This window comes from Afipia sp. DC4300-2b1 (genome assembly GCF_049895725.1).
Lineage (GTDB): Bacteria > Pseudomonadota > Alphaproteobacteria > Rhizobiales > Xanthobacteraceae > Afipia > Afipia broomeae.
Genome location: NZ_JAFCSX010000001.1, coordinates 1,066,472 through 1,081,623 on the forward strand (window position 1 = coordinate 1,066,472; position 15,152 = coordinate 1,081,623).

Consider the following 15,152-nt stretch of genomic DNA (forward strand, 5'->3'; position numbering starts at 1 on the left):
GTCTTTCGTCAGGAGTCGGTTGTCTTCGTCAGAACCTGCAGGGCATCGCCCAGCTTTTTCGGATCGCCGTCCACCGCGACCTGCTTGAGACGCGAGGTCACGCCGGACAGCACACGCACATGGCTTTTCGGCACATGAAGCGCCTTGGCGAGCAGTTCGGTCACTCCGCGATTGGCTTCGCCGCCCTCGGCGATGGCGCGCACCCGGACTTTCACAACGCTGCGGCCATTGGCCAGTGTTTCAATGCCGTCGATCGCGTCCAGTCCGCCGCGCGGGGTGACGCGCAATGAGATGCTGACGCCTTGAACCGAGAAACGCCAAGGGAGAGTCAAGGAAGGCTCATGCGAGAGATGGAACGGGGCAGCCTCGCGGTCAGATCACGTTCGGGTAGATGTAGTAGGAAATCACGCGCTGGATGAACATGATGATGAGAATGACGATGATCGGCGAAATATCGAGACCGCCGAAATTCGGCATGATGTTCCGGATCGGCCGCAGCACCGGCTCGGTGATCTTGTAGAGGAACTCCGCCACCGACGCGACGAACTGGTTGCGGGTGTTCACGACATTGAAAGCGATCAGCCATGACAGGATGGCCGAGGCGATCAGCAGCCAGACGTACAGGTCCAAAACGATGATGACGATGTCGAGAATGGCGCGCATGGCGTTGCTGATGTCCCGTATCCGGCGTTTGCTTCATTCCGCAGCGCCTTCCGGGCAAACGTCGGATACGGCTCGCTGGAAATGACCTCCGCCTCAATACCGGTTCGCGGCGGCGCAAACAAGGGAGGTTTCCGGCCCAAAGCCCGTGAAAACAGCGCTTTTCGCCGTTCTTGACTTGGCCATGATCGGGATTGTAAATGGCCGCTCTTGTCCGCCGCCGCCGTCACCGGCCCGGCCGATCAAGGGGCCATAGCTCAGCTGGGAGAGCGCGTCGTTCGCAATGACGAGGTCGGCGGTTCGATCCCGCCTGGCTCCACCAACATTCCCAAGCCGTTATTCCAAAGCTGCCGCCTCAAACCTGCTGTCCCAAACCTGCTGCCCCAAACCTGCTGCCCAATGGGTTAGACTACGCCTCAGATGAAGCGTGTCCCCGATAACACGCGCAACGAATGGGGCCGACATGAAAACCGAAAAATTTCAGTTTCCGGGCTCGGACGGGCAGTTGCTGGCCGCCTCCCTCGATCTGCCGGACGGCGCGCCGGTCGCCTATGCCCTGTTCGCGCATTGCTTCACCTGCGGCCAGAACGTGCTGGCGGCCAAGCGGATCGCCGAAGGGCTGGCGAAGCACGGCATCGCCACGCTCAGATTCGATTTCACCGGGATCGGCGCCAGCGAGGGCGAATTCGCCAATACGACGTTTTCGTCGAACATCGGCGATCTGGTGCTGGCCGCGGACCATCTGCGCAAGACCCGGCAAGCGCCATCGATCCTGATCGGGCACAGCCTCGGCGGCGCGGCTATACTGGCCGCCACGTCGATGATCCCCGAGGCGAAATGCGTCGCCACCGTTGCCGCGCCATCGGACCCTTCGCATGTCACGCACTGGTTCAAGGATCAGATTCCGGAGATCCGCGAAAAGGGCGAGATCGAAGTTTCGCTGGCAGGCCGGCCGTTCCGCATCAAGCGCGAGTTTCTCGATGATATCGCCGAGCACAAGCTCACAGAGACCGTCTCGAAACTTCACAAGCCGCTGCTGATCTTCCATTCGCCCACCGACGACACCGTCGGCATCAACAACGCGACCCATCTGTTTGTCGCGGCGAAACATCCCAAGAGTTTCATTTCGCTCCCCGGCGCGGATCATCTGCTGTCGCAGAAGCGCGATGCGGTCTATGTCGCGGACATGATCGCGGCCTGGGCGACGCGCTATCTCGACGCCGCCGCCCCGGCGGAGGCGGCCTCTGCAAATCCTCCCGCAGGCGTCGTCGTGGTCAGCGAAACCGGCGCAGGCAAGCTTCAGAATGTGATTGCGGCCGGCAGGCACCGCGTACTCGCGGACGAGCCTCTGGATGTGGGCGGCATGGACAGCGGCCCCGGCCCTTACGACTTCCTGCTCGGGGCTCTTGGCGCCTGCACATCAATGACGATGCGGCTTTATGCCGAGCGCAAATCGATTCCGCTTACGCGCACCACCGTGACACTAAAGCACAGCCGCATCCACGCCCAGGACTGCGAGGAGTGCGAAACCAAGGAAGGCATGATCAGCAAGATCGACCGGACCATTGCGATGGAAGGCAATCTCGACGCCGAGCAGCGCAAGAAGCTGATGGAAATCGCGGACAAGTGTCCGGTGCACCGGACGCTGACGTCCGAGATCAAGATCGTGACAAGCGCGGTGGAGTAAAGCCACGTCACGTCGATCTATATCGAAGTAACCTCCACCCCGGCGCTATGCGCCGAAGGGGGAGTGAGAAAAAGACACTCTGCGCCGACAGCGTGCACCATCCCTCCCCTCGATGGGGAGGGTGGCTGACCTTGGGTCAGCCGGGTGGGGTAACTGCTGAGCTGTAATGAACCAATCGTGAGGAGCTATTTCGACGGCACCTTCGCGCGCCGCGACCGCGACAGGTAATCGACGGTTTCCGGCCGCTCCCTGAGCCAGCCGGACCAGCGCTTGAGGATTTTCACCATCCGCTCCGGCTCGACGCCGAGCTGGGCCATGGCGACGCCGCCGTTCACCGACTCGCGGTATTCCGCGATCAAGCCGTCGCGCACAATGAACCGGCTCATGCCGTCGATCACCACGAACTGGCCGGCGAACTTCGGCACGGTTGAGGTGAAACTCGACAGCGACCACGCGTAGCCCATGTCGCCGTGACAGACCGGATCGAACATTTCCCAGCGATAGTCGTCGCCTGCATCGCGGTGGAACAGATGCTCCATCATGTGTGCGATCTCGGCGCGGCCTTTGTGCGCGCCGTAAATGTAGTCGTGGTAGACAGCGTCTTCGGTGAAATGCGCGGCGAAACGAGCGCCGTCGCCGGATTCCGCTGACAGCGTGAAATCGTTCAGCAGCCGCGCGAAGCTGTCGTGATCCATGTCACTCGGCCGCGAGCGACGCGATCGGCGATTGCACAGGCGGCGGGCGGTGCAGCCAGCCATCCAGGAAGGCCGTCAGCCACGCGCGCTCCGCAAGATCGTGAACCATACGGCCGGTGAAATGCTCGGTGCGCGACTGCGCTCCCGGAAGCGACATGCGATCGTGTCCGCGCGTCGTCCAGCGATGCAGCATCGCGTGGGTCACGTCCGGATGAAACTGAATGCCGAAGCATCGTCCGGTGCGATAAGCCTGCACCGGAAAATCATCGCCCTCGGCCAGCAGTTCGGTGCCTGCGGGAAGCTCGAAGCCTTCACGGTGCCATTGATAGACATGATCGGGCCAGTGCGAGCAGATCTTCCGGCCAGCGGCGGTCGGACGGATCGGATAATAGCCGACCTCGGCCCGGCCTTCGGGATGCGGCGCGACCTTGGCGCCAAGATGCTTGGCGAGAATCTGCGCGCCAAGGCAAATTCCGAGATACGGACGCTTCTCTTTGAGCGGCACCGCGAGCCAGTCGATCTCGCGGCGGATGAAATCCTCGTTGTCGTTGGCGCTCATCGGCCCGCCGAACATGATCGCGCCGGCGTAGTGATCGAGAGTTTCGGGCAAGGCATCGCCGAAAACCGGGCGGCGGACATCGAGGGGATGGCCCATGGCGCGCAGCGCGTTGCCGACCCGTCCGGGAGTGGACATCGGCCCGTGCAGAATGATGAGCACCGGAAGCGCAGTGAACCGGCCGCACGTTGTCAGGCCGAAACCGCTTGGTCGATCATCATCAAGCCGTAGCATCGATTCGTCTTTTCAATCCCCGGCGGAGGACAAGCGTCTCTATTGAACGCCGAAACTGAAAATATTGTGTTGCCGCGGCCCCGTCGAGCCGGGATTTCGCGGATGTGCCCTGCGCAGGGGATTTGGGGTGGATCAGCGCTTCTGCTGCACCCGCGCGACCGAGGCCAGCACCAGGCTGCGAGGCGCGAAACGGAGCATGAACGGGATCATCCGGACCCCGACGCCCGGAAGCACCAGCCGCTTGTTCGACATCAGCCCGCGATAGCCGGCCCGGGCCACCGCGGCGGCGGAAACATTCAGGACCGCCGAATCCAGCCCCGGCTTGAAACCGGCCACACCCTGAAATTCAGTCGGCACGGTCCCCGGACACAATGCCGTGACCCGGACGCCCTTCGGGCCCAGCTCGCCGCGCATCGCCTCGGTGAACGACAGGACATAGGCCTTGGTGGCATAATAGACCGCCATTCGCGGGCCGGGCAGGAACGAGGCGATCGAGGCGACGTTGAGAATGCCGCCGCGATGACGAACGAGGCTGTCAGCAAAACGCAGCGTCAGGTCGGTCAGAACGCGGACATTCAGATCGACCATTGCAAGCTGCTGCTCGCGGTCGAGATCGAGGGCTTCGCCGAACAAACCGTAACCGGCATTGTTGACGACGGTGTCGACCTCGACATCCATCGCCTTCAACTGCGACGCGATCTGCTCGCAGGCCCCCGTCACGCAAAGATCGCTGGTGATGAGGGCCGGCCGCGGATGTCCGGCAGCAGCGATCTCGTCCGCGAGAAGCTTGAGACGATCGTCGCGGCGCGCGACCAGTACGGTGTCATGGCCGTTCGACGCAAAGATGCGCGCCAACTCTGCGCCGATACCAGACGAGGCACCCGTGATCAACGTGACGCGTTTGGTCATGAATGCATTTCAGTTGTCTTGAGTTTCAACGAGGAAAGAGTGCGAAGAAAAATCGTGCGGAGAAAAAATTCTATGTCGCTTCGTCGGGCGTAAGCCGGCTGTCGGCGACACGATGCTTGAGATTAAGACGTTCACGCTGGGAAATGCCGAGCAGGTCGGCGGCGCGCCAGACAATATTGTCCTCGAATTCGGTAACGTGGCCATCGGCAAAGACAAGCTCCCACATCATCTCGATGATGCGAAGCCGGCCTTCCTCGTTGACCGAACGCATGATGATGCTGGTGAAGTGATAGAGGTCAACCGCCTCCCCTTCGACCAGCGTTGCATCGGCGATCAGCTTGTCGGCCGTTCCGGGATCGAGATCGAACCGGTATTCAAGCAGCGCATGAAGCTTCCGCTTCTCGGTCTCCGACGGTTCGCCATCAAGGGAGATGACGTGGATCAGAAGCGCGGTCGCCGCCAGACGGTAGTCATTATCGGCGAAGGTGCGGTTCTCATGGCCGGCGGGGGAAACGACGTCCGAAATGAAGTGGCGTAATTTGTCGAGCATCAATCTCTGCTATCGAAACGGGACCTGATCAAAGCATGATCCCGAAAAAGCCGGACCGGTTTTCAGATGAGATCATGCCCGGATGAAACTTAAGGCACAAAACCGTCAGGTTCTATGGCCTGAAAATGAAACTCTGGCAATCTTGGCCGGGTTCCCGGGCTGCGCTCACCGCGAATTGCCCGCAAAGTGGGGACTTGCGCGGAAACGGGCGGGTTCTGACACAGAGCTGTCACGGAATCTCGTAAATCACCACTTTGTCGGCGATTCCGCGCAGTTCGACGCTCTTTTCCGCCGGGGTAAGTCCCGCCTTGTCCAGCAGCTCCATGACCGCGGCCGATTTTACCACCGGGCCGGTGGCGTTGATCGCCCGCTCGGTCGCCTGACCCTGCACCCGTGCCGCGATATTGACTGTCTGGCCGAAATAATCCTGACGATCGTTCAGCATCACCGCCAGACACGCGCCTTCGTGGATGCCGATCTTGACCAGCAGATCCTTGGTCCCGCGCTGTTCGTTCAGCTCATCCATGGCCTTGCGCATGCGGATGCCGGCCGCGACCGCCTGCTCGGGGCGGACGAAGGTCGCCATCACCGCATCACCGATGGTTTTCACCACCGCACCTCCCTCGGACGCAATGATCTCGAGCAGCGCGCGGAAATGCGCGCGCACCAGATCGAACGCTGCCAGATCGCCGACCCGCTCATAGAGCGCGGTCGAACCCTTGAGATCGGTGAACAGGAACGTCAGCGACGTGATCTTGAGACGCTGGTCGATGCTGAGATTGTCCGCCTTGTAGAGATCGCGGAAGGTCTGGTTCGCCAGGATTCGTTTCGCGGTAACGATCGGCTTGCGCTTGCCGAGCAGATCGTGAAGCGCTTCGCCTGCGACCCACACCGAAGGCAGTACGCGGTTCCTGGACTGGTTTTCCAGCGTCAGCCGCAACGGCCCCGGACGCATCTCCACGGTCCCGGTCGGCGCGTGCACACCGTCGAATGTCAGCGACGCATTCTGCTTGTCCTTTGTCGGCTCGCCCTTGACGTCGAGGAACAGCGCCGAATGGGTCACCGGCTCGAACACGATCACGAACTCCGCCGGCAACTGCAGCGACAGCACGGCCTTCTCGCCCGGCGCGAGTTCGACCGCTTCCAGCGTGGCCTCGTTCACAAGACGGCCGAACGAATCCTCGTTGATGTCGATCCCCGAACTCCAGAAAATCTGCCGCCAGTAATCCCAGCTCGGCAGCGTGTGCGGATCGTGCGCCGCGATCCGGCGCACCCGCGGGCTGACCGTGAATGCGACCTCGACCTGATCGTCGATCGACGCCTGATAGCCAGCGGCGCACAGACCGCAATGATAGTCCTCGGGCTGAAGCTGCTTGAGGGTGTCATGCGCGCCGAGCACACCGCTGCATCCGGGGCACAGCACGTTCCAGGTCAGATCGAAGATGCCGATCTGCGAGGCGTGGAGGAACCCCGAGATCACCTTTTCTTCGGCAAGGCCTGTTCTGGCGGCGAATTCGATCAGATTGATCCGGTTCAGCTCATGATCGGCGCCGGTCTCGACCAGCGTCTGGATCGCATCCGCCACCTTCGGATCGGCGGTCTGCTTCAGGGTCGCGTACAGAGAATTGAAGTCGGTCATGGCCGCAGTTTACGGCAGATCGGCCGGGTATCCAAGTAATGCCTGCGATGGACTGGCCGGGGACTTGCCCCGGCCGATCACGTTTTCGCGTCAGCTCCCGTAGAGATAGTTCGGCAGCCACAGGGTCAGGCCCGGCCACAGATACATCAGCACCATGCAGATGATGACGATCAGCATGTAGGGCATCATGCCGCCGAAGATCTGGTTGAGCGTTACATGCGATGGCGCGACGCCCTTCAGATAGAACGCCGACATCGCCACCGGCGGCGACAGGAACGCCGCCTGCAGGTTCACGAACACCAGCACGCCCCAGAGGATCGGATCGATCCCGAAGTGCTTTAGCATCGGCAGGAAGATGGGCACGAAGATCACGATGATCTCGGTCCATTCCAGCGGCCAGCCGAGGATGAAGATGATGGCCTGCGACAGGATCATGAACTGAACCGGTGTCAGATTCAGCGACAGAACCCAGCTCTCGAGCAGCGCCTGACCGCCGAGGATGGCGAACACCGCCGAGAACAGCGCCGAGCCGACGAACAGCCAGCACACCATCGAGGTGGTTTTCGCGGTCAGGAACACCGCTTCCTTGGTGCGCTTCCAGTCGAGCGTGCGGGCCTGGAACGCGAGCAGGAACGCGCCCGCCGCGCCCACCGCCGCGGATTCCGTCGCCGTGGTGATGCCGAGCAGAATCACGGCGAGCACCACCGCGGTCAGAATGCCGAGCGGCATCACCGACGAGATCAGCAGCCGCAAAACCTCGAACTGCTCGGCCCCCATGGTCCAGTAGTAGTAGAGCAGGATCAGACCCATGATGCCGCAAGTGAACGCGAAGTACGTGTAGAACGCCTGCGGCGGTCCGGCTTCCGCAGGCGCGGCAGTGCCCTGGCCGCGCAATTCGGCATTGCCCATTTCCTGAAGGGCTTCCGGCTCGCTCTTCCGCTCGTCCGAAGACGCGCCGCCAAGCTCCTGCAACTTTTCTTCCGCAGGCTCCGCGGTGGACGACGCCGACGAACCAAGCTGCTGACTGATCGCCGCCGATGGCGCGGGCGCATCCGGCTGCTGATGAATCACGACGTACCACCATGCGGCCCACAGCGTCGCCGCCGTGAGCACCAGCGGCACTAGCACATAGCCGAGATTCCTCAGCAGCATGCTGTAGCTGACGCGCACGCCATCCGCCGTAATGGCCATCGCCCTTGCCGGGGACACGGCAGCGGTCAGCAGCGCCGGCAACATCTTGTGCGAGTAGGATTTTTGCAGCTCGCTGATCCAGGGCCGGACCGGAACGCGCGTTTCCGCCTCCGGCAGCTTCGGCGCGATCTTCGGATTCAGCAGCGCCCAGCCGATGATGTAGACGAGATACAGGAACGCCAGGAAGAAGCCGGGAAACATCGCCGCGGCATAGAGCTTGACCACCGACTGGCCCGCGACCGCGGCATAGACGATGATCATGACCGACGGCGGAATCAGAATGCCGAGCGTGCCGCCCGCCGTGATAACGCCGGACGCAAGCTTCACGTCGTAACCGGCTTTCAGCATCGGATTGAAGGCGATGACGCCCATCAGCACCACGACCGCACCGACCAGACCCGAGGCAATGCCCCAGAACGTGCAGACGATCAGCGTCGCCACCGCGAGCGAGGCAGGTACGCGGCGGAACGCGAGCTGGATCGAGTAGAACATCTTGTCCACCAGCGCGCCGCGTTCCATCACGTAACCCATGAGGACGAACAGCGGGATGGAGATCAGGACGTCGTTGGTCATCGCGCCGTAGGTGCGCTGGACCATCAGGTCGAAGATGTGGTTATCGGCCCAGGATTCGCCCGCCCGGTGATAGGCGAACAGGCCGAAGAACATGCCGAGGCCCATCAGGGTGAAGGCCGTGGGGAAACCCATGATGATGACGACCACGATCAGGCCGAGCATCAGGAGACCGAGTGCGGGATCGCTCATTTCGACAGGTCTCCGCCCATGCCGCGCTGACGCGCGCTTTCCTCAATGTCCTGAGCCTTCTCGATCGCGATTTTCCGCGACTCCTCGTCGACATATTCGCTGTTGGCGAGCTGCTCGCCGACGACATCGATTTCGGACACGTCCTTGAGACGGCTCGGCCATTCGCCGGTCTTCAGACAGATGACACAGCGCATGATTTCGGCCGCGCCCTGCAGCAGCAGCAACGCGCCCGCCAGCGGAATCATGAACTTGAACTGCCAGACCGGAGGCCCGTCGGCAGTGACGTTGGAGTGTTCGTTGATGCGCCAGGAGTCGGACGCGTAGTCCCAGCCCGCATAAACCAGCGCCGCGATGCCGGGCAGGAAGAACACGATGTAAAGGACGAGATCGAGCGATGCCTGCCGGCGCGGCTTCATCGAGCTGTAAAGAAAATCGCCGCGCACGTGGCCGTTCTGCGCCAGCGTGTAGGCGCCGGCAATCATGAACAGCGTGCCGTACAGCATGTTCGAAACGTCGAAGATCCACGCCGTCGGCATATTGAGAATGTAGCGCTTGAAGACTTCGGCACAGACAAGAAGCATCAGTCCGACAATCAGCCAGGCCGCGGCCTTGCCGGTCCAAGTACTGATGCCGTCAATTTTATGCAGAACACGCTGCGCATTCATGGGCGTCGCCGTGAGTTATGATGAAGGTCAGAGCAATGGTTGAAACGATACAAAGCATCATCCGGGATTGCCATCCCGGATGATGCCTCGCTCGTGCTGATTATTGCGTCAGGTCTTCTTCTTGGCGTTCGGCCCGAAGTAATGGTTGTAAGCCATACGGCGGCTGACGACCGTGTCCTGCTCCCACTGGGTTGCGCGCTTGGCAAACGCCAGCTGGGATTCAACGATTTCCTTGAACAGCGGGTTTTCCGCCGACTTTTTCTCGGCGACCTGATCGAAGATTTCGAGCTGCTTCTGCAAAACCGAATCCGGTGTCTTGTAGAACTTCACCTTGTCCTTCGACTGCATCTCCTCGTAGTCCCTGGAGTAGCGGTCGATCGCCTTCCAGGCCATGTCCTGTCCGGCCGCTTCGGCGGCATTGTCGAGGATCGCGCGGATCTTCGCCGGCAGCGCGTTGTACTTGTCCTTGTTGAACATGATCTCGAACTGCTCGGCGTTCTGGTGATAGCTCTGCAGCATGCAGACCTTCGAGACGTCCGGGAAGCCGAGCACGCGGTCCGACGAGGCGTTGTTGAATTCCGCCGCATCGAGCAGGCCGCGATCCATCGCCGAAACGATTTCGCCGCCGGGCAGCGCGTTGACCGCGGCGCCCATGCCGGTGAACACGTCAATCGAGATGCCGACGGTGCGGAACTTGACGCCCTTGAGGTCGTCGGCCTTGGTCACCGGCTTCTTGAACCAGCCGAGCGGCTGGGTCGGCATCGGTCCGTACGGGAACGAGACGACGTTGGCGCCGATCGAACTGTAGAGCTTTTCGAGCAACTGCTTGCCGCCGCCATACTTGTGCCAGGCGAGCAGCATGTTGGCGTCCATCGCATAGCCCGGACCCGAACCCCAGAGCGCCAAGGCGTTCTGCTTGCCGTAGTGATAGGCGAGCACGCCGTGGCCACCGTCGAGCGTGCCCTTGGACACGGCTTCGAGCAACTGAAAGGCCGGAACGACTGCGCCCGCGGGCAGCACTTCGATCTTGAGATCGCCGCCGGTCATGTCGTTGACCTTCTTGGCGTAGTCCTGCGCGTATTCGTGGAAGATGTCCTTGGCCGGCCATGTGCTCTGGAAGCGCATGTTGGTCGGCCCGGTCTGCGCGAGAGCGGGCGTCGCAACCGTAGCGGCTGCGCCTGCGGCGGCAACCTTCAGGAAGTTGCGGCGGCTGGAGGTCTTCTCGCTGGAAGTCTTGTCCTTGTGTCGTTTCGTCATGGCGTTCTCCCCTGCTAGGCCCGTTCTTTTTGAACCGGCCTTTTTTGATTGATGGCAAGACAAAGGCTTGCGGGGAGATTTGGCAAGAATGATCGGATGAATGCGACTCTTCGACGCGGCGCTTGGTGATTCCATCTACGACTTTGGAATGAGGCCGCGTGTGGATTGTTAATGCCGCGCCCGGATTCATCGCGCCGCAACACACCCCTCACCGCACGCGAACGAGCGCGACGTTTCAATCGCGCCGCACAATCCTGAACATCGGCGAGCGGTCCGGCTGCGTCGTCACCACGCCAACCGGCGTCACCGGATCGCGGTCGAGCAGTTCGACCTTGAAGGCGCCGATCAGTTTCGCCAACGCCAGGGTCGCCTCGGTCAACGCAAACTGCGCGCCAATGCAGACGCGCGGCCCGACGCCGAACGGCAGGTAAGCGAAGCGGTCCGGCGGCGGACTGCCGGGCAGGAAGCGCGACGGCCGGAAGGCATTCGGCTGGTCCCAGAGCTTTTCATGCCGGTGCAGCAGCCATGGCGAAATCAGTACGATGTCTTTGGCGGCGATGTCGGCGCCGGGCACTGTGTCGGGGCCGGAGGCCGCCCGCACGATCAGGAATGCCGGCGGATAAAGCCGCATGGTCTCGTCGAGCACGGCGCGGGTAAAGGTCAGCCGCGTCACATCCAGCGCGCCGGAGACCAGCGCGGCCTTCGCCTCGTTGGCAAGTTCATCCTGCGTCGCCGGATCGAGCGCGAGCAGATAGAGCGACCAGAACAGCGCCGTCGCCGTGGTTTCGTGACCGGCGAGGATCATGGTGGAGACCTGATCGCCGAGTTGTTCGTCGGTGAAGGCTTCGCCGGTTTCCGGATCGCGCGCCGCCACCATGAGGCCGAACAGATCGTGCGGAGCATCGCCGCCCTTGTCCGCGCCTTTGGCGCGGCGTTCCGCGATCAGCTTCTGCATGAAGCGCGTCCACCGCCGCCGGAACAGCGCGCGGGAAATATCGCTCGGGCTCGGCCAGCCCAGCGGCAGCAGCAGATCGAAGAAGCGCGGCTGCGCGAGGCGCTCGCCGTAGTCGTTGACGAAGCCCCGCAGCGCCGGGCCGTGCCTGTCGATCTCGAACGAGAACATCGTGCGCCCGGCAATGTCGAGCGCCAGCCGCTGCATGGCCTCGCGTAGATCGACCGGCACACCGGTCTGCGTCCGTAACACGTCGATGGCATCGTCGGTCGCCGCCAGCATGTGCGGAATGAGCAGCGGAATGGCCCGCGGTGCGAAGGCCGGCGCCAGCGTGCGGCGCTGGTTTTTCCAGGCCTTGCCCTCGGCCAGCAAAAGGCCCTCGCCGAGGATCGGCCGCAGCACGCGGAAGGCGGCGGGCGTGCGGGTATAGTTTTCATAGTTCTCAACGAGCACATGCCGGATCGCGTCCGGCGTGTTGAGAATGAAACTGCTGCGCCCGAAAAACCGCCCCTGAACGATATCCTCTTCGTAGGCGCGCGGCCCCCAACTGGCGATGGCGTTTTGCCGGATCAGGGCGAGACGGCCGAGCGGCGACAGATCGTCCGGCGCGAGCGGAGGCCGCGGCGGGACCAGTGGCGGCCGCTGCACCGGTGCGTCAAGGACTTCGGCAATGCTCATGCGTCACCCTTCTGTTCGACAGATCATCAGCCTGAACTGTGGCACGTTCCGGGCACAATCAATGGGCGTCGTTATTCCCGCTCGTCCCCGCGAAGGCGGGGACCCAGGCTCCTGAAGGTCTGGATTCCCGCGTTCGCGGGAATGAGCGGAGAGAACGGGTTTCAATTCAGACTCAATTCGCCGTTGCGCCCGATGCCTTGACCACCTCCGCCCACTTCGCGCGCTCAGTCGCGATGAACGCCGTGAACTGGTCCGGCGTCATTGGTGACGGCACCGCGCCGATGTCGGTGAGCCTGGTCACCGTGTCCGGCATTTCAAGAATGCGCTTCACCTCCGCCGCCATCCTGTCGACGACCGGCCGCGGCGTGCCGGCAGGTGCGAACAGTCCGTGCCACGAGGTTGCATCGAAACCCTTCAGCGTATCGGCGATCGGCGCCACTTCCGGCGCGGTCGGAGAGCGCTGCAGACTGGTCACGCCCAGCGCGCGCACCGTACCGGCTTTCGCCTGCGGCCACGCCAGCGTGATGTTGTCAAAGGCGAGATCGATGTGGCCGCCGGTCAGGTTCTGCATGATCTCGTTGGATGAGCGATAGGGCACATGGGTCATCCGGGTGCCGGTCGCGATCTTGAACAGTTCCGCCGCAAGATGGATCGAGGTGCCCACGCCGGACGAGCCGTAGTTCAGCTTGTCGGGATTGGCTTTCGCATAGGCAACGAACTCGGCGACGTTCGTCACCGGCAGCGCGTTTTTCACAACCAGCATGTTCGGCAGCCGCGCGATCAGCGAGACCGGCTGGAAATCCTTCGCGGCATCGAACGTCAGATTCGAATAAAGCGTCGGATTGATCGCATGGGTCGAGACGGTGCCGAGCAGCAGCGTGTAGCCGTCGTTCGGCGCCTTCGCCACAGCCGCCGCGCCGATATTGCCGCCCGCGCCGCCGCGATTTTCAACCACGAAAGGCTGGCCGAACGTGATCTGCATATGGCTGGCGATGAGCCGCGCGAACAGATCGGCGGTGCCGCCGGCGGTGAACGGCACGATGATCGTGACGTTGCGCGACGGCCAGGCGTCCTGGGCGTGGCTAGGCGCGGCGGTCTGGAGCAAAAGGCAAAACGCCGCGAACGCGGCGGCAACAAAACGCATGGTGGTTCTCCCTGAGTGCGCGCTCATGACGCCGGATGACGGCTGCCTGACCGAGCTTGTTTTGTGCCGCCATTTCGGCACAGGCCGATGGCAAGCGCAATGCCGCCGGAACCCGCCGGAGCGCAGTCCGCGGGCTGGGCAATCCGGCGCGGCTTGCGCAGAGCTGTTATGAAAAGTGCTTTCCGGCTTTGCCGAGACTTGATATTTCACATGTGAAATATATAGGGGATGACATGACGACCGACCGTCGGCTGATTTTTCTGATGACCGTGGGTTATCGCAGACTGCAGCGAGGTATCGAACAGCACATGCTCGCGGAAGACGGCCTGACCTCGGCGCAATCCGGGGTGCTGTTCTTCCTCGGACGGAACGATGGCGCGCTGATCGGCGAGATCTCCGCTGCGCTCGATATCGTGCCGTCCGCCATCACAGGTCTTGCCGACCGGATGGAACGAGCGGGACTGATCAAACGGAAACGTGACGGCGCAGATGGCCGCGCACAGCGCGTTTATCTGACCGAGACGGGAGAGAAGATTCGCAAACGCGCGGTGGCACGCGCGCATGACATCAACAGCACGCTGACAGACGGTTTTACGGACAAGGAAATCGACGTGGTTTCGCGCTGGCTCGTGAGCCTGCAGACAAAATTTCCGAAGGACAGTTCCTAGATTCGATATGAAAGGAAACGCAGACCATGACTGAATTCGTAAAGAGTGAACTTGAAGACGGCGTGCTGACGCTGACCCTGGCGCGTCCGGACAAAATGAATGCCATCACCAACGCGATGTATGCCGCTCTCGCGGACGCGCTGGAAACCGCCGAAAAGGATCGTGCAATCCGCGCGGTTGTGTTTCAGGGCGATGGCGATCACTTCACCGCCGGCAACGACATGGGCGATTTCGCCGCGCAATCGAAAGATCCCAGCATCGTCGCCCACTCGCCCCGGTTCATCACAAACCTTGGCATCGCGACCAAGCCGCTGATCGCTGCGGTGCAGGGCAACGCAGTCGGAATCGGCACAACAATGCTGCTGCATTGCGATCTTGTTTACGTCGCGCCGACCGCCCGGCTGATCACGCCGTTCGTGAACATCGCGCTGGTTCCCGAAGCGGCCTCGACGCATCTCCTGCAGGGACGAATCGGTTATGCCCGCGCTTACGAGATGTTCGCTCTGGGCGAACCGATGAGCGGCGAAACCGCAGTCTCGCTCGGCCTTGTCAACGCAGTGGTTCCTGTCGAGGAACTGCGCAAGAAGGCACGCGAAGCCGCGCTCAAGCTGGCCAGACAGCCGGCCGGATCGCTGTCGCACACCAAGGCGCTGATGCGCGATACCGCCTTGATCACCGCGCAGATCAATCGTGAAGGCGCCATTCTCAAGGAACGGCTCAAGGGCCCCGAAGCGCGCGAGGCGCTCACCGCATTCGCCGAGCGCAGAAAGCCCGACTTCAGCAAGATTGCAGGCTAAACCCGACGGGCTGATCACATCGTGGTCAGCCCGGATGTGTTGTCGCAACTGATGGCGCGGGCCGGCCGGTCCGGCTATAATGTCCACCGGGAAGCGTTTAGTAGCGGC

At 62.2% G+C, this 15,152-nt stretch carries 15 protein-coding genes and 1 tRNA gene; 4 read left to right on the top strand and 12 right to left on the bottom strand.

All coding sequences use genetic code 11. The features are described from left to right. Nucleotides 1-8: 8 nt before the first annotated feature. Nucleotides 9-332: a DUF167 domain-containing protein gene (locus ACP7AL_RS05260; RefSeq protein ID WP_425989565.1), complete on the bottom strand. Its 324-nt coding sequence runs from the start codon at nt 330-332 to the stop codon at nt 9-11. 40 nt (nt 333-372) lie between these two features. Next, entirely contained in the window at nt 373-663 is a 291-nt protein-coding gene (locus ACP7AL_RS05265) for a YggT family protein (RefSeq protein ID WP_006023413.1), read from the bottom strand. Nucleotides 664-906: 243 nt separating this feature from the next. On the opposite strand from ACP7AL_RS05265, the gene ACP7AL_RS05270 reads away from it, so the two are divergent. Both ACP7AL_RS05270 and ACP7AL_RS05275 read left to right on the top strand, forming a co-directional pair. Beyond that, a tRNA-Ala gene (locus ACP7AL_RS05270) sits at nt 907-982 on the top strand. Between the two features lie 141 nt (nt 983-1,123). Then, on the top strand, nt 1,124-2,347 hold the full coding sequence (locus ACP7AL_RS05275; RefSeq protein ID WP_425989567.1) for an alpha/beta fold hydrolase: 1,224 nt from the start codon (nt 1,124-1,126) through the stop codon (nt 2,345-2,347). Between the two features lie 185 nt (nt 2,348-2,532). Here the strand turns inward: ACP7AL_RS05275 and ACP7AL_RS05280 are convergent, their stop codons facing one another. From ACP7AL_RS05280 to ACP7AL_RS05325, 10 genes are all read right to left on the bottom strand, one after another. Beyond that, complete coding sequence (locus ACP7AL_RS05280; RefSeq protein WP_425989569.1) at nt 2,533-3,042, bottom strand: nuclear transport factor 2 family protein; 510 nt, start codon at nt 3,040-3,042, stop codon at nt 2,533-2,535. A 1-nt stretch (nt 3,043) separates the two neighbouring features. Then, nucleotides 3,044-3,832, bottom strand: coding sequence for a glutamine amidotransferase (locus tag ACP7AL_RS05285; RefSeq protein WP_006023410.1), 789 nt, complete (start codon nt 3,830-3,832; stop codon nt 3,044-3,046). 132 nt (nt 3,833-3,964) lie between these two features. Next, nucleotides 3,965-4,741 carry an SDR family NAD(P)-dependent oxidoreductase gene (locus ACP7AL_RS05290; protein WP_006023409.1) on the bottom strand — a complete coding sequence of 259 codons (777 nt, stop codon included), beginning with the start codon at nt 4,739-4,741 and terminating at the stop codon, nt 3,965-3,967. Between the two features lie 70 nt (nt 4,742-4,811). Beyond that, nucleotides 4,812-5,291, bottom strand: a complete 480-nt coding sequence (locus tag ACP7AL_RS05295) for a TerB family tellurite resistance protein (RefSeq protein WP_425989572.1) — start codon at nt 5,289-5,291, stop codon at nt 4,812-4,814. 229 nt (nt 5,292-5,520) lie between these two features. After that, the gene (locus tag ACP7AL_RS05300) at nt 5,521-6,930 is read right to left on the bottom strand and encodes an adenylate/guanylate cyclase domain-containing protein (RefSeq protein ID WP_425989574.1); all 1,410 of its coding nucleotides are present in this window, start codon (nt 6,928-6,930) and stop codon (nt 5,521-5,523) included. A gap of 90 nt (nt 6,931-7,020) precedes the next feature. Further along, nucleotides 7,021-8,883, bottom strand: a complete 1,863-nt coding sequence (locus tag ACP7AL_RS05305; protein WP_425989576.1) for a TRAP transporter large permease — start codon at nt 8,881-8,883, stop codon at nt 7,021-7,023. Then, nucleotides 8,880-9,548 carry a TRAP transporter small permease subunit gene (locus ACP7AL_RS05310; RefSeq protein WP_425989578.1) on the bottom strand — a complete coding sequence of 223 codons (669 nt, stop codon included), beginning with the start codon at nt 9,546-9,548 and terminating at the stop codon, nt 8,880-8,882. Before ACP7AL_RS05310 ends, ACP7AL_RS05305 begins: the two co-directional genes overlap by 4 nt. A gap of 108 nt (nt 9,549-9,656) precedes the next feature. Beyond that, nucleotides 9,657-10,805 (bottom strand): TRAP transporter substrate-binding protein, encoded by a 1,149-nt coding sequence (locus ACP7AL_RS05315; protein ID WP_425989580.1) that lies wholly within the window; start codon nt 10,803-10,805, stop codon nt 9,657-9,659. 235 nt (nt 10,806-11,040) lie between these two features. Continuing rightward, entirely contained in the window at nt 11,041-12,435 is a 1,395-nt protein-coding gene (locus ACP7AL_RS05320; RefSeq protein WP_425989582.1) for a cytochrome P450, read from the bottom strand. Between the two features lie 172 nt (nt 12,436-12,607). Further along, entirely contained in the window at nt 12,608-13,579 is a 972-nt protein-coding gene (locus ACP7AL_RS05325) for a Bug family tripartite tricarboxylate transporter substrate binding protein (RefSeq protein WP_425989584.1), read from the bottom strand. Between the two features lie 233 nt (nt 13,580-13,812). Here ACP7AL_RS05325 and ACP7AL_RS05330 point away from each other — a divergent pair, with 233 nt between their 5' ends. Next, the gene (locus ACP7AL_RS05330) at nt 13,813-14,247 is read left to right on the top strand and encodes a MarR family winged helix-turn-helix transcriptional regulator (RefSeq protein ID WP_006023401.1); all 435 of its coding nucleotides are present in this window, start codon (nt 13,813-13,815) and stop codon (nt 14,245-14,247) included. A 26-nt stretch (nt 14,248-14,273) separates the two neighbouring features. After that, on the top strand, nt 14,274-15,044 hold the full coding sequence (locus tag ACP7AL_RS05335; RefSeq protein ID WP_024921104.1) for an enoyl-CoA hydratase: 771 nt from the start codon (nt 14,274-14,276) through the stop codon (nt 15,042-15,044). Nucleotides 15,045-15,152 lie beyond the last annotated feature (108 nt).